The sequence below is a fragment of the Streptomyces sp. NPDC015032 genome (assembly GCF_043080425.1).
In the GTDB taxonomy this organism is placed as follows: Bacteria; Actinomycetota; Actinomycetes; order Streptomycetales; family Streptomycetaceae; genus Streptomyces.
This window is the reverse complement of record NZ_JBIBVN010000007.1, coordinates 46017-67440: the sequence shown is the minus strand read 5'-3', so window position 1 is coordinate 67440 and position 21424 is coordinate 46017. Positions and strand designations below refer to the sequence as shown.

Below are 21424 nucleotides of genomic sequence, written 5' to 3'. Positions count from 1 at the left end.
TTCATGTCGGACCCAGACCTGTCGGTGTGTCTCGGGCGGGCGTCGGCAGGCTGTGGTGGCCTGCGTTGTCGGTGTGCGGTAGGAGGCCGTGGTAGATCCGGGGCGCGCCGTCGAGTGTCAGCGTCGTGCTGCCGTTGGTGACCGGGATCTGGGTGACCTGTCCGATCGCGTCCACCTGCTGCACCGCGGTCGTGGCGGCGACCACGAGCGGGGTCTTGGTCGGCCAGGGGTCGGTCCATACCTCGGGGGCGGGGAAGTGCCAGTCGGTGCGCCGGCCGGCCGTGTTCAGCAGGTAGCCGTCGGCCCGGTTCCACAGCACGACCGCGGGGCCGTCGGGTGTGTCGAACCACAGGCCGAACGTCCGCGGGTCGGCGAAGGTCAGCCGGCCCCGGAAGGTGGCCTGGTCGAGCGTGCGGGCCGCGGTCGCGTAGGCCAGGAGCGACGGCTTCGGGCTGAGGTCGCGGTTCATCAGGCCGTAGTGGTACTCGACGTTGTCCGGGTCGGCGACTTGCGGCATGCCGAGCACGCTGTCGTGGAACTGGTACCAGCACACGCCCCGGATCCCCTCGGCCTTGGCCAGTGCGAGGCTGAGGAACACGTTCTCCGCGGCATGCCGGTAGGTGTCGTGCCACCAGCTGTTGGGCTTGGTCGGTGCGTATGCCTCGGTCAGTCAGATCTCCTTGTCGCCGTGCTCGGCCATCAGCGCCTTCAGTCGGCGCAGGCCGCCGTAGAAGTTCCAGTAGGTGCCGTCGCCGCCGGTGGTCCAGTCGTCGCCCGGCGGTATGTAGTCCGGGGTGAAGTTGCCGCGTCCCGGGTGGTAGGCGAAGGCGTCGATCAGGTCCCAGCCACCGGCGGCGATGAAGTTCTCCACCCATGGCTTGTCCATGCCGGCCAGTCCGTTGTTCATCAGCTTGACGGTGTCACCGGTGGCTGCTCGCCGGTCGAAGACCGGCCGTAGTGCCTTGTCCAGGTATGCCTGCGCGGCGTCGCCGGTGTTGAAGGGTCTGTTCAGCTCGTTGCCGACCTCGAAGTAGCCGGCGCCGGCACCGACCGCCACCGCCAGTTTGTCCGCGGCCCAGGTGGCCGCCTCGGTGCCGGTGACGTCCAGGGACGGCTGGAGTTCGATGTTGTGGCGCATGCCGCGGGCGTCGAAGGCGGCGGGCGGCAGCCCGGGGCCGGCGAGCAGACCTTCGTCGGGGTCGACAACTATGCGGCCCTGGCCGACGACCCGCAACTGCCGTCGGTGCTGGGGGCGACCGCCGTCTTCTGCGGCGGGGTCGTGGTGCTGAACATCGGCCTGGGCCTGCTGTTCGCCGTACTCCTCAACCGGCGGTTCCGCGGCGCGACGTTCTTCCGCAGCGTGTTCTTCTCCCCGGTCGTCGTCTCCGTGGTGGCGTGGACCCTGGTCTGGGGTTTCCTGCTCCAGGACAACGGCGGTGTCAACGGGGTTCTCGGCGCGGTCGGCATCGACGGGCCGAACTGGCTCCAGCGCGGCGACACCGCGATGCTGTCGGTGATCGTCACACAGGTGGTCCGCAGCGTCGGCGTCAACATGGTGCTCTTCCTGGCCGCCCTGCAGGGCGTGCCGACGCAGCTGTACGAAGCCGCCCCGCTGGACGGCGCGGGGAGCGTGGTGCCGACCGTCTGGATGGTGGCGGCCTCGGTGAAGCCGCTGCCCGAGATCTTCAAGGCCCCGCCGTCACTGTGGACCGCCGACCCCACGCTGTCCGCGTACAGGGAAGCGTTCAGCTTCCAGCCGTTCGCCCGGCAGTACGCGAACAGCGTCTACATCGCCGTCCTGGTCACCCTGATCCCCCTGCTGGTCTCCAGCCTCGCCGGGTACGCGTTCGCCCGGATCCGCTTCCCCGGCTCGAACGCCCTCTTCCTGGTGGTGCTGGTCGGCCTCCTGGTGCCCAGCGAGGCGACGATCGTGCCGTTGTTCCAGATGTTCAGACGAGCCGGGGTGATCAACACGCACTGGCCGCTGATCCTGGTCACCGCGCTGGCCGGACCGTGCGTCCTGGCCACCTTCATCATGCGGCAGTTCTTCATCGCCCTTCCGGCCGAACTGGAGGAGGCGGGCCGGCTGGACGGCCTCGGCCGCCCCGCGCTCTGGTGGCGGATCTTCCTGCCGCCGGCCAGGCCGGCGTTGTCCACGGTCGCGATCCTGACCTTCCTCACCTCCTGGAATCTCTATCTGGAACCCACCGTCTACCTCACCTCGCCGGAGCTGTTCACGCTGCCGCAGGCCCCTGACCCGGTTCGCCGACTCCTACGGGGCCGAGATGTGGAACACCCAACTGGCGGCCGCCACGATGACCGTCCTGCCGGTCCTGGTCGTCTTCGTCATCGCCCAGCGCCAGCTCGTCGAGGGCCTGGCCCACTCGGGCCTCAAATGAGGCCGGAACGGCCCCTGCTCGCGCACCGGGCTCGGACACCCGGTGCGGGCCCGCCCGTTCCCCACATGAAGTCGTTCCCAGCAGCCCCGGAGGCAGACGCTTGGAGATCTACCGGCCGTCACCCGAGCCCGACACAATCACCCATATGACGATCACCACGGGCGGCGCGCCCCCCGCATGGAACACGTTCGTCGCCCTCGCCCGGGGACTCCTGACGGGTGGTGTGATCGGGGCGTCGCTGGCCGCTCTCGTCGTCGGCGGCATCATCGAGAGCGTGCCGCTGTTCGTCACCGGACTGGGTCTTCCCGCGGTCTACGGCCTGGTCTTCTTCCTCGCCGGTGTGCCGAGGCGGGCCCGGGAGGCGGCGATCGCGCCGTGTACGGCACTCGCGGTGGCCGAGAGCGTGGAGGCCGTCGGGGGTGAGGCGACGAGCGACGTGGCGGTGCGGTTCGATCTGACGGTCGCGGCGGATGACGTACCGGCGTACCGCGTCGCGTTCACGCAGGACATCAACCTCGCGGACCTGCCCGACTACCGCCCGGGCGGCGTCGTGGTGGTCCAGTACCCGCCGGAGAGGCCGTGGCGGGTGAGGATCGTGAAGCGGCCGACGCCTGAGTGGGAGGAGCGGGTGGCCGGTGCCCGCCTCGACTCGGCGCCGGGGCCGGTCTTGGCGAGCGAGCCCACCGGGGGCTGTGCCGTCGGCTCCGTCACGCTGCTCGCCCTGCTGCTCGCCGCGGCCGGTGTGGTCCTGCTGTTCCGCGCCGACCTGTTCGACGAGGGCGCCTCCGCACCGCCGCCGTCCTCCGCCCAGCCGTCGGCCTCCGCCTCTTCGTCTTCGCCTTCGTCGACCACGGTGGTGTCGTCGGCCTCGGGCACGGTCGCCCTCGGCCCGAACCACTCGTTCCTCGACAAGGATGAGCTGCGCAAGGCCGTCGGCTCGCTCACCAAGGGCACGGACCCGCGCGCGGCGCTCACCGTCGTCGTACAGGACCGGCTGCTGTCGGTCGTGTACGCGCCCAACGGCTCGCAGGCCCCGACGTTCGATCCGGATTCCCTGCCCTACGACCGCTTCCCCGCCCTCGTCGGGGAGGCGAAAAGCAGCCTGGGCGTCGGTTCCCCGCAGACCTGGCAGCTCACCGTCGAACGCCTCACCGGTTCCCTCACCATCAGGGTCGGTGTGACGGGAACCGAGGGAACGGCCTCGCTGGAGGCGGCCGGGGACGGCAAGGTGCTGCGGCGCACCCCGGCGCACTGACGGACGCCACGCCGGCCGCATCTCACTGAGGAAAAGGAAGAACAGGGGGAGCCGCATGGACCTGCAGGGATATCTGGCGCTGTGGTGCGCAGTGTTCGGCACCATCGCACTGGTCGGGTACGCCCGGTCGCTGGCCGGGATGACCCCGGCGCAGCGGGCCGTCCGGGTCCTGGGGCGGATCGAGCAGGTCCGCGAACCCAGGCACGGAAGCTCGCAGCGGGACGGGATACCCGTGGTCGTCTCCTTCCAGGACCCCTCCACTGGCGAGGAGTTCACCGTGACGAACGACCGTGACCACGGGGAGAGGATCACGGCGGCCTGGACGGGGCGGGAGATCGGGGTCCGCTACCCGCGCGGAAGACCGCACGCCTACCGGTTCGTCAGCGACCTCCGGGCAGGCCGACGCGGGCTCGGGTGGCCGAACTTCGCGCTCTTCCTGATCTACGCCGGACTGGTGGTCTTCGCGGCGATCGACTGGAACTGGCCGTGGGCTCTGATCGGCTTCGGCGTGCCCTGGACACTGTCCGGCGTGTGGCACATGCCCCAGAACGCACGCGCGGTGAACCGCCGTACCGACGCGCTGACCTCCCAACCCCCCGTTCCGGGCCGCATCATCGCCGTGCTCACGGACACCGGCACCGACAGCGAGGGCGGCACCTGGACCAGCCACACGCCGGTTATCGCCTTCACCACCCACAAGGGCACGGCCGTCACCGCCTACTGCGCCGACGAGCTGCCCGACCCCACGAACTCCTACGGCCGCAACGTCACGATCCACTACGACCCCGACGACCCCGCCGTCTTCACCCCGGACCTCGCGGCCGAAGACCGTTCCGGCGTACTCGACATCACCTGCGGCATCGTGGCGCTGCTCCTCGGAGTGGCGGCGGTCGTCGTCGGAGCGGTGCTGCTGTGACACCCGACGAGCGGCGGTATGCACTGGAGTACTTTTCCCCCATGGATCCCCTCACGTTCGACCAGGAGGAACGGAAGCCACCCGACGCGCGCAGGAACGCCGCGAAGTCGCCCACGTTCTCCGCATCGAAGCAGTACTGCCGTTCGAGCGGTTCAGCAGTTCCGGTGCCGTCGCACTTGTTGCAGCCGCTCTTGCCCGTGGCCGGGTCCCGGGGTTTGTCGAGGCCGTAGCAGACGCCGACACTGTCGGCGTGGTACCCGCGCACCTCGCACCGGTCCGCCTCCAGTTCATCGGCGACGTCAGGGTCCCCAGGTCTCGGGGCGTTCCGGCAGGCGGCTCGGGTCACACGGGCCCGTGCCCCGGGGCGGAGTCGATGGCCGCCTGTACCGCTTCCAGCAGCGCGGCCAGGCCACGGGCCTGCTCCCATTCCGCGGCCGTGTACCTCCAGATGTGGCACCCGCCAGAGTATTCCGGCCGGCCGTGCCCGATCTCCACAACCCGCTTCCCCCTCCGGTCGGGGCCGGTGACGCGTACGTACATGTGCCGTATGTGGAAGCGGATCGTGTGGTCACGGCCGAAGATCTCCAGTATCCGACCGTCGAACGAGTAGCACTCTCTGCCGACCGTGGTCATGATCTCGTCGTCCATGGCGGAACCCTATGCACGGTGATCAGCCGGTGCCAGGCCCCTGTCGCACACCACTTCCCTCACCGCCCCCGCCACCGCGCCCATGCGGCGTCTGCGAAGGTCCGCGTCACGCGTCCAACGGGGGCCTGCCGTCCGCCGGCCGGATGCGGAGCACCGTGTCGAGCACCGGACCGTGGTCCTGGAAGACGGTTCTGCCACGCATCTCCAGAAACCGGGCGCGCACCAGGCGGCCGCAACGACGCGACCACCGTCGGCCGCTAGCGCCGAACACCGCCCGATCGAACGGGAGTTGGTCCACCAGAAGGCGGGGCTTCTCGCCCGGCTCGGTCACCGGTGCCCGGTGTTCGGGTCCTGGAACTCGACCGTCACCGGGGTCACCGGCATCACCGACTTCCTGGAGCCGCCGTTGCCTCCCGAGCCGGTGCGAACGGTGCCATGACCGACACGAGTTGCCGCGCCTGTATCCAGCGGGGCCCAGTGCCGCGACAGGCCATATTCGTCCCGTCGCGACGCCCGGCATGCATGCTCGCCACGGGGGTGTCGAACATGTCTTCATGCGCCCAGGGGCTCGCCGCCGTAGGCCGTTCGAGTGTCGGCCGATCAGGTGTCAATGTGGCGTAATCGGTCTCTCGTACGAAACCTCATACCAGAGCGGGACGGATGGCGGGCAAGTTCGACAACTGCCCGTCGCACACAGGTGAGGGACGACTACCGTGTGTGTCCGGCGATCAACGGTGGGCTCATGTCTTTCGAGCCCGCCCGACCGAGCCTGACCGACCACCGTAGGTGCCACCGCATGAACGCCGATTCCCGGTGCGCCGCGTCCCGAGGACACTGATGTCTCAACTTCGCGCACCCGAAGTGCGACCGGAACGCCGAGAGGGCGGGCGGCACGGCCGACCGGGTGCCCGTTCCCACTCGGCCACGGCCAGACCGCGTGCCGCCCAGCCGTCCCCCGAGGCGCGTATACGCCCTCAGATCCTGCGCACCGCGGTGCTGCCGGTCGTCGTCGCGGTGCTGAGCGGAGCCGCAGCGGTCATCTTCACCGTCCGCTCCACCGGAACCCGGCCGTCCACCGATCTGTGGATCGCGCTGGGCGGGGCCGCCGTACCGGCGCTGGCCGCTGTGCTGGCCGCATATCTCGCAGCCAACCGCGTCGCCACCACCGTCTTCGGCCGCTGCCTGGCACTCCGCCGCGCCAGCGCTCACGGCCAGGCCGAACTGCAGCGGGTGCTGGCGCAGCTCCGCAACGGCGAACCCGTGCCCGCACGGCGGCCCGCGCAGCCCGCCGCTCCCGGCAGCGACGTCTTCGAACTGCTCGCGCAGGAGCTCGGCCGACAGCAGGAAGCCGCCGTGGCCGCGGTGGTGCAGGCGTCCCAGCTCTCCGACCGCACCGGCGAGGACCAGAAGATGGAGGTCTTCGTCAACCTCGCCCGCCGCCTGCAGTCGCTCGTCCACCGCGAGATCCAGCTGCTCGACGAGCTGGAGCACGAGGTCGAGGATCCCGATCTGCTCAAGGGCCTCTTCCACGTCGACCACCTCGCCACCCGCATCCGCAGGCACGCGGAGAACCTCGCCGTCCTCGGCGGAGCCGTCTCCCGGCGGCAGTGGAGCAGCCCGGTCACCATGACCGAGGTCCTGCGCTCGGCGATCGCCGAGGTCGAGCAGTACCCGCGGGTCAAGCTGGTACCGCCGATCGACGGCACACTGCGCGGACACGCCGTCGCCGACGTGATCCACCTGCTGGCCGAACTGGTGGAGAACGCCACGGTGTTCTCGGCCCCGCACACCCAGGTGCTGCTGCGTGCCCAGCAGGTCACCGCGGGACTGGCCCTGGAGGTCGAGGACCGGGGGCTCGGTATGCCGGGCAACGAGCAGAAGCGGATGAACGCCCTGCTCGCCGACCCCGATCAGGTCAATGTGGCTCATCTCCTGCAGGACGGCCGGATCGGTCTGTTCGTCGTCGCGTCACTCGCCCGACGGCATGGCATCGCGGTCCGTCTGCAGAGCAACATCTACGGAGGCACGCAGGCCGTACTCGTCCTCCCGCAGTCCCTGCTGGGCGTGGACGGGGACGCTAGGGCCGGGGGCGGCGCGGTCCCGGCCCCGCCCCCCGGGCCCGTGCACCGTCCACTTCCCGAGGACGCCACCGGCGGGCACCGCAGGCCGGACCCGGGCCCGGACCCCGACCCGGGCCCGGTGTCCCTCCCGCAGACCCGCACCAACCGGCAGCCGTACGTCCCCAGCCAGCCGCTGCGCCTGCACCAGCCACCCCAGCAGTCGCAACGTCAGGGCGAAGCCCCACCGCTCCCACTGCGCGCCGAGCGCCTCGACCGCCCCACGTCCGCCGGGACCGGCTCCGAGATCAGGGACGCGGGCGGCGCCCCCGCCCCACTCGGCGACAGGCCCGGCGTCGTACGCGGCACCATGGGCCGGCCCCAACTCCCGAGGCGGGCCCACCAGGAACACCTGGCCCCGCAGCTCAGGGAGGCACCGGCCCCGCGCGCCCAGGACGAACAGGCTCTCCACGACCCGGGACTCATGGCGGCCTTCCGGCGGGGCATCGAAGTCGCGGAGGCCCGTACCGAATCCGAGGCGGACACGGGCAGCTCCGGCACCGTCCCGGAAGCGGCGCCCCCGCGGAGCCGGCAGCCCCGGCAGCCGCCCGCGCCGCTGCCGGTCCGCGGGCACACGGCGACCGTTGCCCCGCACCACCCGGAAGGGGTGTCGCACGCGGACGCGGCCCCGGCCAACGACCCTCTCGACCCGAACACCTTCAAGGAGTAGATGCACCATGGCGACCGATATGCCGTCCGGTCAGGTCTCGGACCTCGACTGGCTGCTGAGCGGACTGGTCCAGCGCGTGCCGTACACACGCAGCGCAGTCCTCCTCTCCGCCGACGGGCTGGTGAAGTCCCTCCACGGCATGGACGCCGACAGCGCCGACCACATGGCGGCGCTGGCCGCCGGGCTGTACTCGCTCGGCCGCAGCGCCGGCGCGCGCTTCGGCGACAACGGCGACGTACGTCAGGTCGTGGTCGAGCTCGACTCGACGCTGCTGTTCGTCTCCACCGCGGGCTCGGGCACCTGCCTCGCCGTCCTCGCCGGCCGGGAGGCGGACGCAGCGGTGCTGGGCTACGAGATGACCATGCTGGTCAAGAGTGTCCGGCCCTACCTGATGACCCCGGCGAGACAGCCGGCCGTGACCCCGAGTGCCACGGGGCTGTGAGGGTGTCGGTTCCGCAGGACGCGCCGTTGCTCGACGACGCGGCCGGTCGGCTCATCCGGCCGTACACCGTGAGCAACGGCCGGACCCGTCCGACAGCCGTGCTCGATCTGCTCTCCCTGGTGATGGCCACGGGAACCGAGCCGCAGATCCCTCTCGGTCCCGAACACTCCGTCGCGCTGGGGCTGTGCGGCGGCCCCACCTCGGTGGCCGAAATCGCCGCCCATCTGCGGCTGCCCGCAGTCGTCACCAAGGTGCTCGTCTCCGACCTGGTGGACTGCGGAGCGGTCACCGCGCACCCGCCCGCCTTCCATGACATGCCCACCGACCGATCCCTGCTGGAGGCAGTGCTCGATGGCTTACGACGACAGCTCTGACGGCTTCGGCAGCCCCGCCGCGTACGAGAACAGCGCACGCCCCGAAGGTTTCGGAGGTCTCGGCGGCCATGGCGACCGGGGAAGCCGCGAAGGTTACGGAAGCCACCACCCGGGAGGCCATGGCGGCCTCCAGGGTTCCTGCGGCCCCGGAGGTGCCCACGACACCGGCGACTCCTGGGGCTCCGGCGGTTCCTGGGACACAGGTGGCCATGACGCCGCCGGACCCGATGGCTCCGAAGGGTTTCCCGTCGCGCTCAAGGTGCTGGTGGCAGGCGGGTTCGGCGTCGGCAAGACGACCTTCGTCGGCGCGGTCAGCGAAATCGCGCCGCTGAGCACGGAAGAGCTGCTGACCCAGGTCAGCGCCGGGACCGACAGCCTCGACGGTATCGAGTCCAAGACCTCCACCACCGTGGCGATGGATTTCGGCCGTATCACGCTCGACGAGCAGCATGTGCTCTACCTGTTCGGCACGCCCGGCCAGGAACGCTTCTGGTTCATGTGGGACGAGCTCTCCCAGGGCGCGCTGGGCGCGGTCGTCATCGCGGACACCCGCAGGCTGGCCGAGTGCTTCGCCGCCGTCGACTTCTTCGAACGGCGCGGCATCGGATTCATCATCGCGGTGAACGAGTTCGACGGCGCCTACCGCTACGCCCCCGAGGAGGTGAGGTCCGCACTCGACCTGGAAGCGGACGTGCCGGTCGTGCTCTGCGACGCCAGGATCGCCAGCTCCGGCACCGGGGCGCTGGTCACACTGGTCCAGCACCTGATCGACGTCACCGCCGCCCCGGCGGCGCTGTCCGGCTTCGGAGCCCACGCGTGAACCGGCACGCCGCCGGCCGGCTGCTGCTCACACCCGTCGACCGTGACGCCCACGTCCGTACCCAGCGACTGCGGATCCTGGGCCTGGGCGAACGCGCCGATGCCTCGTTCGACAACTTCGACGCCTTCGCCGACCGGGTGGCCGAAGTGGCCGACGTGCCCTTCTCGATGGTCAACTTCATCGACGGGAACCGGCAGTTCTTCGCCGGACTGCACACCCCGGCCGGGCTGCGCAGTGGCTCCGACCTGGGCGTCACGGCAGCGGGCAGCGGCCGCGCCGGCCGCTATGTGGCCCTCGACCGCGGATACTGCCCGCATGTCGTCGTGCGGCGCAAGGCACTCGTCCTGGAGGACGTCTGCGACTACCCGCGGTTCGCCGGGAATCCGGTGGTCGACGACATGGGCATCCGCTCCTACCTCGGCGCGCCCCTCATCGACCGCACGGGCATCGCCCTGGGTGCCGTCTGCGCGGTCGACACCGTGCCCCGCCCGTGGGGCAGGGCGGGGCTCGACACGATCAAGTCCCTGGCACAGGAGCTGGTCGGGCACATCGACCGGCGGGAGGGGAACGGCTTCGGCATCTGACCGCGATCAGACCTCGACCGTCGTACCGTCCAGGAACGTCAGCACCACCGAGTCCGCACCCGCCCGCACCCGCACCGAGTCGCGCAGCGCCTCCGGGTGCACGGTGTCCCGGGAGAGGGCGATCAGCGAGACATGGGTGCTCCGCCCGTCCGGGTGCGGTCGGCTGCGCAGATACGGGATGGCGGAACGCGGACCGTACGCGTTGGACTGGACGTCACGCGCCACCGCGGCCCCTTCACCGCCGAGGCGCGCCACCGGGGCAACGGCAAGGCGCCCCGACTCGGCCTGAGCGGCTGGAAGTTCGGCACCGACGGCGGCTTCGCCTCCGCCGCCCAGTCCTCCCGCGCCGACACCTTCCTGCCCTGCAACGACACCCCGTCGGACAAGGCGACGTGGACGGCCGATACCCGTTCTCCGTCTGCGGAGTCCACATCTACGAGGGCTGCACCGACGCCCTGGAGAACCAGACCCTTTCCCTGTTCTCCACCAACTGGTTCAAGCTCAACGCCGACGGGCAGCCCGGCTACGAGACCACCATGGTCCACGAGCTCGTCCACCAGTGGTTCGGCGACTCCGTCACACCGAACGACTGGCAGCAGGCCTGGCTCAACGAGGGCCCCGCCGTGTACTACGCCGGTCTGTACGGCGAGGAGCGGGGCTGGTCGGTCCTCGAGGACAAGATGAGGGCCACGTACGCGAAGCTCGACGCCGTCCGCGCCACCGACGGTCCGCCCGGACTCCCGAAGGCGCTCGGCGGTACCCCGGCGCTCCTCGCCGCCCCGGCCGCCCAGGCCGCACCCGGCCCCCGCACCCCGTATGCGGGGGTTCGCGCTCCGCTCATCGACGGAGGAAGGTGCCGATCCGCTCGCGCAGCCCCCGCGGATCCAGCCCGTGGGCGGCGAGGTGCTCGTCCATCTGTCCGTACCTGCGCAGCTCCGCCCGCCCCACCCCGAGCCCCAGCACCCGGTGCGGCTGCTCGGCGAGCGCGTCATTGGCGACGGCCGTGGACGTGCCTGCCAGATAGGGCTCGACGATCACCACATCGGCGGACCCCTGGCGGCCGACCGCCTTCCGCAGTCCGGCCCAGTCGAACGGGCGCACCGTCGTCGCGTACAGCACGGTCACATCGAGGCCCTCGGTCGCCGCGAGGACGTTGTCAAGCATCGGTCCGACCGCGATCACCACTCCGCCCGTCCCCTCCCGCACGGAGGTGAATCCGGTCCCTGCGCCGACCGGCCTCGCCCGGCCGTTCGACTGGAGCGACAGCCGTACGTACACCCGGTCCTCTCCGGCCGCGGCCTGCCGCAGCAGTTCCTCCGCCTCGTCGGGATGACCCGGTACATGGATCGTCCAGCCGTCGAGGGTGTCCATGAGGGCGACATCGCCCGGCGACATATGAGTGAAGCCGCCGGCCGGCCAGTCGTACGAGCTGCCGGCGCTCACCAGCACCCCGCCCACCCCTTGATGGCCGAAGTCCAGCTTGACCTGTTCGAACGGCCGCTCCACCAGAAAGCTTGCGAAGGTGTGCACGATCGGCCGCAGTCCGGCGAGTGCCATCCCGGCGCCCGCCCCGATCAGCAATTGTTCCCTGATGCCCACATTGATGACCCGGTCCGGATGGGCCCGCTCGGCCCGTTCGAATCCGTCCCGGCTGATCTCGGCCAGCACCAGTGCGAGGCGGGGGTCCTCGTCCAGCAGTTGCGCGGTGGTCGAAATGAATCGGTCACGCATCGTGTCCATGTGAAGTGTCCCTCTCCGTTTCGCTGTCTTCGCGTCCTGGTCCGTGTCCGATGGCTTCAGCGCTTGGGCTCGACGCGTGCGACCACGGCTCGTGGGCGCCCGGGGTGCGGCGCGGTGAAGGCCGCGTACAACGCCTCGTGGTCCCGCCCGTCGACGGCGTCGACCGACCAGCCGGCGGCCTCGAACCGGGCCGTGATCCCGCCGGGCCGGCCGTGGGACGCCGACGCGTTGTCGATCACGACCGTGTGCAACTGCTCCAGTCCGGCCGGGCCCGCGTAGGCGATCGCCTCGTGATTGCTGCCCTCGTCCAGTTCGGCGTCCCCGATCAGTACCCACACCCGCGGGTCGGTCAGCCCCTGCGCCCGCAGTCCGAGCGCGCTCCCCACGGCCAACGGCAGCCCGTGCCCCAGCGAGCCGCTGCCGATCTCGACCCCCGGCACCAGCGTCCGGTCCGGATGATGTCCGAGCGGGGAGTCGTACGCCCCGAACCCCGACAGCAACTCCTCGGCGAAGAAGCCGTGCGCGGCCAGGACCGCGTAGTACGCCATCGGCCCGTGCCCCTTGGAAAGCAGGAACCGGTCGCGGCCGGGTGCGTCGACGGTGCCGGGTGTCACCCGGAGCACCCGGTCGTACAGCACCCAGAGGGCGTCCAGTGTGGAGGTGGCGGCGGGACCGTGCTTCTCGTCCCCCGTCATCAGGCTCATCAGCCGGTTCATGTCGCGGTAATCGCGCGTCGGCCCGGCAGTCGTGTTCGTCATGAACCCAGCGTTGAACATCAAGCCTGGTTGAGGTCAAGGCGTGGAAAGGCGTTCGTGACCACCCGTCCAAGTGCGGTATTGTTCTCATGCGCGTTCGGCCAGGGGAAACCCCAGGTCAGGCGGGCATCGGGACGTGGCGCAGCTTGGTAGCGCACTTGACTGGGGGTCAAGGGGTCGCAGGTTCAAATCCTGTCGTCCCGACTGGAGACAGTCGCAGATCAGGGCCGGTTTCGGAGCAATCCGAAACCGGCCCTTGATCATTTTTTGGGGACCAGTTGGGGACCAGCTGGAGGTCCGGCGTCCTTGACCGGGTCAGCGGGTCATGACGATGGGGCTCGGCAGCGAGCGCGGTGCGCGCAGCACGTTGAAGTGGGCCGAGAGCGCCGCCCCGGCGGCCGTGATCTTGTGGACGTCCGGGTGAAGGTAGCGCTGGGTGGTGGTCAGTGAACCGTGGCCGGCGATTCTGCGGAGCACGTGTACTTGGACCCCGGCGTCGGCGAACCAGGTCAGTCCGGTGTGTCGGAGGTCGTGGCGGCGCAGATGCTCGTAGCCTAGCTTGGTGACCACGTCGTCCCAGTGTGTGGCGTCGCGCAGGACGGCGGTGGAGATACGTCCGCCTCGCGGGCCCGTGAACAGGCGGGCGTCCGGATTGGGGCCGGCGGACAGGATGCGCTGGGCGACGAGGGGGCGGATCTCCTCGACGATGGGAACCTTGCGGGCCCGCTTGCCCTTGGTGCCCTTGTCGGTCAGCCCGCCGGGCGCGGGTGTGGTCTGACGCCGCACGGTCCAGATCCACTGGGTGGTGTCGATGTCTCCGACGCGGCAGCCTGAGATCTCTCCGATCCGTGCGGCGGTGCACGCGGCGAAGATGACCACGTCTCCCCAGCCGCGGTACTCGTCGTGGGAGGCGGCCACGAGTGCGTCGGCCAGTGCGACGAGTGTTTCCCAGTCGGGCAGGGCGAGTGCGCGTGGGTCGAGGAGTTCGTCCTCGGCCTGCTTGTAGAGCTTCTGCCAGCCGGTCACCCGGGCGGGGTTCACCTTGATGATGCCGTCGCGGACTGCCTGCTCCATGACGCGGACCAGGACGGCGATGGTGTTCTTGACCGTTGAGCGGCTGAGCTCGTCGGCGATCCAGTTCTGCACGGTGCGGTCGACAGCGCCGTTGGTGATCATCCGGACCGCGACGTGGCCCAGGGCGGGCACGACACGCATCCGCCAGCCTGACAGGTAAGGGTCGAGTGTTTTCAGCTCCAGGCCGCGCAGGGCGAGGTCCATGTTCGCGTTGCCGTATTCGGCGAGCTTCATGGTGGCGAGCGACGGGGACAGCCCTGCCTCAGCCGCTTCGATGATGGACTGGAGCCACTCCTGCGCTTCATCCTCGTCCGCCTTCCCCTCCGACAGGGACAGACGCCGCTTCGTAGCCGGATCGAACCAGCGGACTCGCGCGCGGTACGGGTTGGGGCGATCAGGCCGGTACTCGATGTCGGTGGTGAGTCGGACACCGACCGGCACAATGGCCTTGTCGGTCATCATGCGACTCGGCGCGGGACGGTCCGGTGGCGACGCAGCCATTCTTCAACGTCGACCGCGCTGTACATGATGACGCGTTCCGAAACTGAGACGAACGGCGGGCCCTGGGGTGGCCGAGCGGTGCGCCAACGGCGCAGAGTCGAGGTGTTTACACGCAGGCAGGCGGCGAGGTCGCGCGTCGAATACCAGGCATTGGCCAGGAGAGACGACCCGCTGTCATCTCGGACGAAAGGGGCACCGCCCTCATTCTTCGTGTGCGTCTGACGGTCTGTGTAGTCTGCTATCGGTTCGGTGGGCAAGGGCGGTGGATCTCCGGGGGGTAGGGAGCACCAAAGGGGTACCGAAGAAGGCGGTCGTCGACAAGCGACGCGGCCCGCAGGTGGAGAACCATGGGGTTCTGCATGCACAGAAGCGGTGAGTCCCTTCTGATGGAACTGATCCGCAGTGGTGCTCTGGGCAAACGGTGGACAACAATCTTCTGCAGAAGCGCCGGTTTGGCTAACCGGCGATGTTCGGCTATGTTGCCCTCATTTGCGACGCGGTGAGCATCACGTACTGTGCCGATTAGTGTTTCTCGATGACCCACCACGTGGAGTGTGTCGCCATCCTCGAACCGGCCGAGAAGGGCTCCTGACCTGCGGTTTTACCCGTGCGCTTTATGTGCGGTGTGGGCGTTGCGGGCGATATCTTGACGCTTATTCTGATGGGGTGTCAGGCGCATGTTTGGGCAGGTCAGGCGGCGTCAAGGCTGCGAGTGACGATGCAACGCCGAGGGCTGATTGTCGCTCAAGAGAGTCGCCGGGTCCTGCAGATCAGATGTCCCGGAAGAGACCAGATAGCTATGTGACCTGCGGAGATGGGTGGTCAGGGGGCGTTGACCTGCGGGAATGACCTTTCGGTTGTTTCACGCTCTTGCCTGTTGATGCAGCCGAAAGTCCCAGAAAAGTCCCAGGAGCCTCCCAGCACCAGCGGATAATCTTTCCGCCTTGAATGGGCCGTGCAGACGCGTGCACTCTGGTCTTGCGACGGTTACGCGGGACGGAGGCCAAGCGCCGGGGGTTTCGTGCATGCAGTCAAGTGCTGCCGCACTCGTCTTCACTCAGACTCGAACTTACGCGGGTGGTCGGACGGTCATCTTGGGGCGAGCATGATGGTCAGGGTGACTGCGTTGTGGACGTGTAGCTGGTCGGCTCCGCTCTGTTGTGCGATCGAGCGCGCATCGGTGGCGAGCTGCGTGTAGATACGGGGGGCGGGGTCCTGGTCGAGAGCGAGGGCGAGCGGGCGGGCGATCTCCCGGGCGATCCATCCGAGGAAGACACCCTGGTGGTGGACCTGGATGGCGTTCGGGTCGACCTCGTTGCCGGGGTCGCGAACGAGGTCGAGGGGAGTGCCAGCCGGCAGATGCGCGAGGGTTGCGTCGTTGCCGCTGTGGCGGACACCGCGCAGGGGGCAGGTGAAGGTCCCGGCGCCGCTCAGAATCGCGGCCTGGGAGGCGCGCGGGCTTCGGCGTTCGGTGCTGCGGATGAGGAGGCGGGCGGTGTCCGGGTCGGTGAGCGTGGTGATCTCGTCGGTGTTGAGCTGGCTGAGCCAGTCGAGGAACTGTCGGAAGGTTGGCTCCGGGTAGGGGCAGTTCGTGGCGAGGTTGGTCGCGGTGGCGCGGTCGCGGATGCCGATGCTGGAGGCGTAGCAGGCGGCGGGGCTGCCGACCCCGTATTTGATCACGCGGGGAGTGCGGCCATGTGGCCCTCGGCGGGAATGCCGCGCCGGAGTTCGAGGAGTTGAAGGAGCGTGGAGACGACCCAGGCGAGGTCCTGGACGATGATCTTGTCGATCGCGCTAGTCGTCGCGGTGATGTCGGGAGTGAGTAGGTCGCCGTGGTGCCTCTGGCGGAGGCCCTGCCGGGCGGCCCGGTCCTCCTCGCGCCACCGCTTGTCCTGCTCCCACTGCTCCAGTTCGATCTGCCGCTTGACGGCCTGGTTGGCCCGGTACTCCTCGCGCCAGGTCTTGAATATGCGTCCCGCTTTCCGGTCATTGCTGAAAGCGATCCAAGTGTGTCGCTCCGTATCCGGTCCTCGATAGTCCGCTTTCGGTTTTCCGTGGCTCATCACGCGTGGTCCGGAGCTCCGCTCGACCGGATCGCGTCTTGAGGCCCCAGGGTGACTGCTCCAATGAACCTCGGGGGTGGAAACGGTCGTCTGCGCCCGGGGGGCTGAGTTGTCTAACAACCGATCGTTGCCGACACCGAGGCTGGCCTGTGACGCCACAGTGAGGCAGGCTGGGGGCAAGCAGGAGGATGCCGTCACCCGCCCGCGTGATCAGCGTTCCGGATTCGACGGCGAGGCCGGGGAGAAGGCGCGGTCGTGGCCGGGGTAACGGACTGCAGCAAGATGGTGCGAGGTGTCCTCGCCGCCAGCCACATCAGCACCATTGAACAGTTGCCGGGCGACGTGGCCCGGCATGCCGAGGGTGCCGGGCTGCGGGATGTGTTGATCTATGTGGCCGACCTGCAACAGGTTTTGCTGTCGCTGTTGACCGGCCGCGGCCTGGACGCGGGGCAGGATGCCGGTGCGCGGCCGGCGGAGCTGCGCATCGAGGGCAGCGTGGCCGGGCGGGCCTACCAGCTCGGACTGCCCCAGGGGGAGACGCTGCGAGAGCAACCGACAGGGGAGCGGTGGTGGCTGCCGCTACGGCACGGCGCAGAACGGCTCGGCGTGCTGGGCGTGATCGCTGCGGACGGCGACGAGCAGACGCTGGCGGACCTGCAGGTCCTGGCGGACCTGGTGGCGCTGATCGTGGTGAGCAAACGGTGTCGGCGTACGGACTTAAGTCCCCAGTCCCGTACCTTTCTTCGTCCCCAGCTGTCAGGCCACGTCCGTCTCGCGTTCGATGGCCTGGAGGCGATTCTTCAGCCGGTAGCTGGGGCCGTTGATCGGGACGACTTCGCAATGGTGCAGGAGGCGGTCGAGGATCGCGGTCGCAAGGACCTCGTCGCCGAAGACCTGGCCCCATTCGCTGAAGGTTTTGTTCGAGGTCAGGATGATCGAGCCCTTCTCGTAGCGCTTGGAGATCACCTGGAAGACCAGGTTCGCCTCGGCGCGTTCGAGCGGCTGGTAACCGACCTCGTCCACCACGAGAACGCTCGGCCGCAGGTAGGAACGAAGTTTGTTGGTCAGCCGACCTGCCGCTTCAGCAGCTTTGAGGTTGCGGACCATGTCGTCGAGGCTGGTGAAGTAGATCGAGTATCCGGCCCGGCAGGCCGCGACGGCCAGCGCGATCGCGATGTGGGTCTTGCCGACTCCGCCCGTTATCGCCGGTTCGTTCGCGATCTGAGCATGTTATTGCAGCTCAGGACGGTTCTTCGATCGATGGGACATCGTTAGCAGGGCCCGATGGCTCGAGCCTGTGGAAGAGGGGCGTCTCCGCCGCGGCGGGCGAGTTCGCGCCGGAGGTCGAGGTTCTCGCCGTGGGCTTGCTCGAGCGCGTCTCGCAGGGCTTGTACTTCTTCTCGGTGCTGCTTCTTCAGGCGGGTGATCTGGCCGGTCAGCGCGAGCACGAGGGTGCTCTGCTCGTCGGTCGGAGGCGTGGGGGCGGGAACCGGCCTGGCCTGGGACCGGAGTCGTTCGATGCGTCCTCGCAGGTCGGGGTGGTTATAGAGGAAGGCGTGGGAGACGCTGGCCTCGCGCTGGACGGCCTGGAAGGTGATCGGCTCACCGCGCTTGACCAGGGTGCGGATCGCCTTCTCTGCCGCGGCCGTCTTGGCCTGGGACTTGGCCTTGGCGGCGGTGGCGAGCGTCTGGGTGCGCTTGGCGCGAGCGTCGTCGGTCATGGCCGGGTCCTTCGGTGACGGTCGAGGTCGAGGGTGAGCGGGACGGGGCCGGTGGGGGCGGCGCCGCAGCCGGCGCCCTGGACCGCGCGTCCGGGCTTGGAGCGGAGGGTGTCCAGCAGCTTCGTGAGGGCCGCGTGCTCGGCCCGCCTTTGCAGCAGCCAGACGTTGTCCTCGGGCATCGGACGTCCGTGCCGTGCCTGGAAGGCGGTGGTGCTGCGGTTGATCAGGGCCTCGGTCTCGGCCAACTGCCGTTCCAGCGAGTCCTGGTGGGAGGCGTCGGTGACGAAGACCGAGCAGGTCAGGCAGGCATTCCCCTTGTCACAGGTCTGCAGCGGCGGCAGAAGGCACCAGCCGTGAGGCAGGAACCGGTCGGCCCGGTTGAACAGGTGGAGGCTGTCGTGGTCGTCATGGGAGAAGGTGACGTGGGTGCCGTCCGCTCTCAGTTTCGCGGTGGCCAGGAATGCCTGCTCGGCGTGTTCCTGGCGGGCGGCGACGTAGTGCATCGCCATCGACGGGGTTGCGTGCCCGGCATATCGCATCAACACGTGGACGGGCAGACCGAGTTCGGCGAGCCGTGTCAGCTTGGTGTGACGGAAGCGGTGGGTGTGGCTCAGCCCGACGGGCCTGCCCTTGCTGTCCGTGATCTTCACGAGCTTGCTGAACTCGCGAAGCATCCAGTTGTAGGTCCTGGATGGGTAGGGCTTGTCGCCTTGGCGATTGCCGGTCCGCTGCAGGAACAGGTGGCGCGGGACGATGCCGGGAAAGCTGTCACGGACCCATTGCCGTTGTTCCTCGATGACCGCGACGACTTCGGCGTCGACGAGGATGTTGTCCGGCGCGATATCGATCTTGCTCTGCGCGTAGTGGAAGCGGGCGATCTGTTCGCCCTCGGCGGCGTCGATGGCCCGGTCAGGGACCGGGGAGAGGCAGTCGATGAGGCAGGTGCGGATCTCGCTGGCTCGTCGTCCGGTCAGGACCTGCAGCAGAATCATGCGCATGGCCTGCGGGTCGTCAAAGCCGCGGGAGGTGACCTGCTGTCCGTCGCCACGGGTGAGAAGCATCTGCTCGTCGCGGGCGAGCCCGAGCAGCGGCAGGGCGGCGGGGATCTGTGCGAGGGCGTGGTCGTCGACGTAGTGCTCGTCGTTGAGTTCCCGCTGGTGAGGGATGCGGGAGACCTGGCGGAACCAGCCGGCCGCATGCGCGTCCGTGACCCGGGACCACGGGTGCGGTCCGAGGACCTGGCGAGCCTCGGCGGGGTTGGCGGCGACGAACGCGAACAGCTCGGCGACGGCCCGTAGGTCGTCGTTGACCTGGCGCGGGTGGACGGGCTTATGAGCGAACCGCTGGTCGCTTTCGCGCTGAATCCGATTGGCAGGATCGGAGGCCCAGCGCCGGAAGGCGGAGGCGAGTTGGACCGCGTGAGCGGGATCTCCCAGGACATCCACGGGGTCAGGGAAGGTGTTCAGCCAGCGGTCGAAGCGCAAGATGTCCTGCATCCTGTCCTGACTCACAGTCGTCCAGCGCAGGACGCCCGCTTCCATCTGGGTGCCGAGCCACCACTTGACCGCCTCTCGCAGCCATGGGTGCGTGATCTTCGAAGGTGAACAGCCGTAGTGAGCCTGGGGCTCGTGCTCGGCCAGCGGGATGCGCGGGTCGCATCGCGGATGCCACTCGTCCAGAGTCCACCAGGGCCCGTCCGAACAGCGGGCGAGCAGGGCGAGGCGACTGAAGCGGAAGATCACCCGTAGCCGGGCGACGCTGCCGCGGGGAATGAGCCGGCCCCAGCGGGTGGCATAGAACCACCGCTGTAAGCCGGCCGCCGTTTCCCAGTCCATGGCCCGGATCGATGTCGGAAAGGGATGGTCGTCGCGGATCGCGCGGCGCAGGATGTTCGCGAACTGGTTGGTGCCCAGCACCGACGAGCGGGTCCCGTCCATCGCCTGCCAGTGCGCCATCCAGGCCAGTTCGGCGGCGATCAGATCGGGCAGGCCGGTCAGGTCGATGCGCCGGTCGCCGTTCTCGGTGATCTTCTCCCAGTCGTCGATGCCGTCGCCGATCACCGGTCCCTTCCACGGCTCGGGCAGCTCTCGCCAGAGACGCCAGAACGGATCCTCGCCGCTGGCCGCGTGCAGGTGACGCTGTTCACCGGCCATCGTCGACCTGCCAGACAGAGATGTACGACTTCCAGTTCACCGCGGCCCGCAGGGCCTCGTCCTCGCGGACCCAGCCGTAGAGGTCGAGCGTGGTCTGCACGTGTGCGTGGCCGAGTCTCCGGGAGACCACCCACTCCGGTGTCCCGGCCAGCAGCAGCGCGGTCGCGTGGCTGTGACGGAACCAGTGCGGCGTCCAGGAGGTCGGTCCGATGTGCTTCTTGCGCAGGGCGGATACCTTGTCCCGCACCGTGCCCTCGCGCAGGGAGGCCAGCAGCGGCGGCCTCTCCAGGTTCACCAGCAACGGTGATCCGGCATCGATTTCGATGCCGAGCTCTGCGGCCCGGCAGGCGAGGTGGGTGAGGTAGTCGGCGAAGAGTCGCTCCAGGTCGCAGCCGACATAGACCCGTCGGGGGCGCATCATCTTCACTCTGGCCCCGTTCGTGTTGTTTTCGCGCGGCACGATCTCGACATAGGGAGTGGAGCCGCGACCCATGACGAAGTCGCTGATCCGCAGGCCGAGGGCCTCGCCCAGACGCATTCCGGTCTCCGCGAGCAGGGCGAACAGCAGCCGGTCGCGCAGGTTGCCCGCCCACTCGCCGACCGTGGCGTCCGGCATCGCGCAGCCGTCCAGGATGCCCTGAATCTCGCTCGGCAGAAGCAGCGGCGGGCGCCCACGATGCCGCTGTCGCCGGACTCTGACCAGAGAGGACGGAGCCGGAGCGGTGCGGGCGTCCAGGTGCGCGAGCAGGCCCCGGGCCGGGGCCCGGCGCGGTGTCCCGCGCATGAGCCGGCCCGCGACCGGCACCGAGAAGGCCGCCTCCTGCCATCGGTAGAAGGAGATGAGCGCGGCCAGTCGCGCCTCCAACGTCCCATCCTCCGGGGCCTGTTCCGGCTCGACCAGGGTGTGCTCGACGGTGCGGCCGTTGCGTAACCAGGACAGGAACCCCGCGACCGCCGGGACCCCGAGATCGCCCCACCTCCCGGTCTCGTTACGTTGTTCGAGGAACGTCCACCACTGGGCCAGCGAGGTCGCATAGCCGCGGACTGTGTTCGGTGACCACAGTTGCCGATGGGCCTCCAGCCAGTCCTCGACCGGCGCAACGGTCCGGTGCTTCTCGTCGATCACGGTCCACGTCCGCCGCCCGTTCGCGGGCCGGACCGCCAAGCTGTGTGCCACTGATGTCGTTCCGTC

20 protein-coding genes, 1 tRNA gene and 3 pseudogenes are annotated in these 21424 nt (G+C 69.2%); 10 read left to right on the top strand and 14 right to left on the bottom strand.

Annotation, left to right across the window (positions count from 1 at the left end; all coding sequences use genetic code 11):
* Position 1 precedes the first annotated feature (1 nt).
* Positions 2 to 598, bottom strand: a complete 597-nt coding sequence (locus tag ACF08M_RS13405; RefSeq protein WP_392185371.1) for a hypothetical protein — start codon at positions 596 to 598, stop codon at positions 2 to 4.
* Between the two features lie 72 nt (positions 599 to 670).
* Positions 671 to 1138: a hypothetical protein gene (locus tag ACF08M_RS13400; RefSeq protein ID WP_392185370.1), complete on the bottom strand. Its 468-nt coding sequence runs from the start codon at positions 1136 to 1138 to the stop codon at positions 671 to 673.
* Between the two features lie 510 nt (positions 1139 to 1648).
* Between ACF08M_RS13400 and ACF08M_RS13395 the strand changes: the two are divergent.
* The 3 genes and pseudogenes from ACF08M_RS13395 to ACF08M_RS13385 all read left to right on the top strand — a co-directional run bounded on the left by ACF08M_RS13395 (position 1649) and on the right by ACF08M_RS13385 (position 4570).
* A pseudogene (locus ACF08M_RS13395) lies at positions 1649 to 2399 on the top strand (carbohydrate ABC transporter permease).
* Between the two features lie 145 nt (positions 2400 to 2544).
* Positions 2545 to 3654: a hypothetical protein gene (locus ACF08M_RS13390; RefSeq protein ID WP_392185369.1), complete on the top strand. Its 1110-nt coding sequence runs from the start codon at positions 2545 to 2547 to the stop codon at positions 3652 to 3654.
* Between the two features lie 55 nt (positions 3655 to 3709).
* Positions 3710 to 4570, top strand: a complete 861-nt coding sequence (locus ACF08M_RS13385; protein ID WP_392185368.1) for a DUF3592 domain-containing protein — start codon at positions 3710 to 3712, stop codon at positions 4568 to 4570.
* Positions 4571 to 4912: 342 nt separating this feature from the next.
* Here the strand turns inward: ACF08M_RS13385 and ACF08M_RS13380 are convergent, their stop codons facing one another.
* The gene (locus ACF08M_RS13380; RefSeq protein WP_392185367.1) at positions 4913 to 5218 is read right to left on the bottom strand and encodes a hypothetical protein; all 306 of its coding nucleotides are present in this window, start codon (positions 5216 to 5218) and stop codon (positions 4913 to 4915) included.
* Between the two features lie 837 nt (positions 5219 to 6055).
* On the opposite strand from ACF08M_RS13380, the gene ACF08M_RS13375 reads away from it, so the two are divergent.
* From ACF08M_RS13375 to ACF08M_RS13355, 5 genes are all read left to right on the top strand, one after another.
* Positions 6056 to 8005, top strand: coding sequence for an ATP-binding protein (locus tag ACF08M_RS13375; RefSeq protein WP_392185366.1), 1950 nt, complete (start codon positions 6056 to 6058; stop codon positions 8003 to 8005).
* 7 nt (positions 8006 to 8012) lie between these two features.
* Positions 8013 to 8447, top strand: a complete 435-nt coding sequence (locus ACF08M_RS13370) for a roadblock/LC7 domain-containing protein (protein WP_392185365.1) — start codon at positions 8013 to 8015, stop codon at positions 8445 to 8447.
* A gap of 2 nt (positions 8448 to 8449) precedes the next feature.
* Complete coding sequence (locus tag ACF08M_RS13365; RefSeq protein ID WP_392185364.1) at positions 8450 to 8821, top strand: DUF742 domain-containing protein; 372 nt, start codon at positions 8450 to 8452, stop codon at positions 8819 to 8821.
* 259 nt (positions 8822 to 9080) lie between these two features.
* On the top strand, positions 9081 to 9641 hold the full coding sequence (locus ACF08M_RS13360) for an ATP/GTP-binding protein (RefSeq protein WP_392185526.1): 561 nt from the start codon (positions 9081 to 9083) through the stop codon (positions 9639 to 9641).
* On the top strand, positions 9638 to 10225 hold the full coding sequence (locus tag ACF08M_RS13355) for a GAF domain-containing protein (protein ID WP_392185363.1): 588 nt from the start codon (positions 9638 to 9640) through the stop codon (positions 10223 to 10225). Before ACF08M_RS13360 ends, ACF08M_RS13355 begins: the two co-directional genes overlap by 4 nt.
* Before the next feature lie 6 nt (positions 10226 to 10231).
* Here the strand turns inward: ACF08M_RS13355 and ACF08M_RS13350 are convergent, their stop codons facing one another.
* Positions 10232 to 10450: a hypothetical protein gene (locus tag ACF08M_RS13350; protein WP_392185362.1), complete on the bottom strand. Its 219-nt coding sequence runs from the start codon at positions 10448 to 10450 to the stop codon at positions 10232 to 10234.
* 167 nt (positions 10451 to 10617) lie between these two features.
* On the opposite strand from ACF08M_RS13350, the pseudogene ACF08M_RS13345 reads away from it, so the two are divergent.
* A pseudogene (locus ACF08M_RS13345) lies at positions 10618 to 10818 on the top strand (M1 family aminopeptidase); the annotation flags it as partial.
* 244 nt (positions 10819 to 11062) lie between these two features.
* Here ACF08M_RS13345 and ACF08M_RS13340 read toward each other — a convergent pair.
* Together ACF08M_RS13340 and ACF08M_RS13335 are read right to left on the bottom strand one after the other, a co-directional pair.
* Complete coding sequence (locus ACF08M_RS13340) at positions 11063 to 11965, bottom strand: transketolase family protein (RefSeq protein ID WP_392185361.1); 903 nt, start codon at positions 11963 to 11965, stop codon at positions 11063 to 11065.
* A gap of 56 nt (positions 11966 to 12021) precedes the next feature.
* Positions 12022 to 12723, bottom strand: coding sequence for a transketolase (locus ACF08M_RS13335; RefSeq protein ID WP_392185360.1), 702 nt, complete (start codon positions 12721 to 12723; stop codon positions 12022 to 12024).
* A 127-nt stretch (positions 12724 to 12850) separates the two neighbouring features.
* Here ACF08M_RS13335 and ACF08M_RS13330 point away from each other — a divergent pair.
* A tRNA-Pro gene (locus ACF08M_RS13330) sits at positions 12851 to 12924 on the top strand.
* 111 nt (positions 12925 to 13035) lie between these two features.
* Here ACF08M_RS13330 and ACF08M_RS13325 read toward each other — a convergent pair.
* The 8 genes and pseudogenes from ACF08M_RS13325 to ACF08M_RS13290 form a co-directional block, all read right to left on the bottom strand.
* Entirely contained in the window at positions 13036 to 14253 is a 1218-nt protein-coding gene (locus ACF08M_RS13325; RefSeq protein ID WP_392185525.1) for a tyrosine-type recombinase/integrase, read from the bottom strand.
* Positions 14253 to 14660 (bottom strand): helix-turn-helix domain-containing protein, encoded by a 408-nt coding sequence (locus ACF08M_RS13320; protein WP_392185359.1) that lies wholly within the window; start codon positions 14658 to 14660, stop codon positions 14253 to 14255. The genes ACF08M_RS13325 and ACF08M_RS13320 overlap by 1 nt, the downstream gene beginning before the upstream one ends.
* 724 nt (positions 14661 to 15384) lie before the next feature.
* Positions 15385 to 15975, bottom strand: coding sequence for an HIRAN domain-containing protein (locus ACF08M_RS13315; RefSeq protein ID WP_392185358.1), 591 nt, complete (start codon positions 15973 to 15975; stop codon positions 15385 to 15387).
* Positions 15972 to 16358 (bottom strand): hypothetical protein, encoded by a 387-nt coding sequence (locus tag ACF08M_RS13310; RefSeq protein ID WP_392185357.1) that lies wholly within the window; start codon positions 16356 to 16358, stop codon positions 15972 to 15974. Before ACF08M_RS13310 ends, ACF08M_RS13315 begins: the two co-directional genes overlap by 4 nt.
* Positions 16359 to 17114: 756 nt before the next feature.
* Positions 17115 to 17552: pseudogene (locus tag ACF08M_RS13305) on the bottom strand (ATP-binding protein); the annotation flags it as partial.
* 77 nt (positions 17553 to 17629) lie between these two features.
* A complete protein-coding gene (locus ACF08M_RS13300; RefSeq protein ID WP_392185356.1) occupies positions 17630 to 18079 on the bottom strand; it encodes a DUF6262 family protein in 450 nt (149 codons plus the stop codon).
* Complete coding sequence (locus tag ACF08M_RS13295) at positions 18076 to 20232, bottom strand: tyrosine-type recombinase/integrase (protein ID WP_392185355.1); 2157 nt, start codon at positions 20230 to 20232, stop codon at positions 18076 to 18078. Before ACF08M_RS13295 ends, ACF08M_RS13300 begins: the two co-directional genes overlap by 4 nt.
* Positions 20222 to 21409 (bottom strand): tyrosine-type recombinase/integrase, encoded by a 1188-nt coding sequence (locus tag ACF08M_RS13290; RefSeq protein WP_392185354.1) that lies wholly within the window; start codon positions 21407 to 21409, stop codon positions 20222 to 20224. Before ACF08M_RS13290 ends, ACF08M_RS13295 begins: the two co-directional genes overlap by 11 nt.
* Positions 21410 to 21424: the final 15 nt, after the last annotated feature.

Coding starts and splice junctions, on each gene's coding strand:
- ACF08M_RS13400 (WP_392185370.1), bottom strand. CDS start 1,138: ATGCGCCACAACATCGAACTCCAGCCGTCCCTGGACGTCACCGGCACC.
- ACF08M_RS13390 (WP_392185369.1), top strand. CDS start 2,545: ATGACGATCACCACGGGCGGCGCGCCCCCCGCATGGAACACGTTCGTC.
- ACF08M_RS13385 (WP_392185368.1), top strand. CDS start 3,710: ATGGACCTGCAGGGATATCTGGCGCTGTGGTGCGCAGTGTTCGGCACC.
- ACF08M_RS13380 (WP_392185367.1), bottom strand. CDS start 5,218: ATGGACGACGAGATCATGACCACGGTCGGCAGAGAGTGCTACTCGTTC.
- ACF08M_RS13375 (WP_392185366.1), top strand. CDS start 6,056: ATGTCTCAACTTCGCGCACCCGAAGTGCGACCGGAACGCCGAGAGGGC.
- ACF08M_RS13370 (WP_392185365.1), top strand. CDS start 8,013: ATGGCGACCGATATGCCGTCCGGTCAGGTCTCGGACCTCGACTGGCTG.
- ACF08M_RS13340 (WP_392185361.1), bottom strand. CDS start 11,965: ATGGACACGATGCGTGACCGATTCATTTCGACCACCGCGCAACTGCTG.
- ACF08M_RS13335 (WP_392185360.1), bottom strand. CDS start 12,723: ATGACGAACACGACTGCCGGGCCGACGCGCGATTACCGCGACATGAAC.
- ACF08M_RS13325 (WP_392185525.1), bottom strand. CDS start 14,253: ATGACCGACAAGGCCATTGTGCCGGTCGGTGTCCGACTCACCACCGAC.
- ACF08M_RS13310 (WP_392185357.1), bottom strand. CDS start 16,358: ATGAGCCACGGAAAACCGAAAGCGGACTATCGAGGACCGGATACGGAG.
- ACF08M_RS13300 (WP_392185356.1), bottom strand. CDS start 18,079: ATGACCGACGACGCTCGCGCCAAGCGCACCCAGACGCTCGCCACCGCC.
- ACF08M_RS13295 (WP_392185355.1), bottom strand. CDS start 20,232: ATGGCCGGTGAACAGCGTCACCTGCACGCGGCCAGCGGCGAGGATCCG.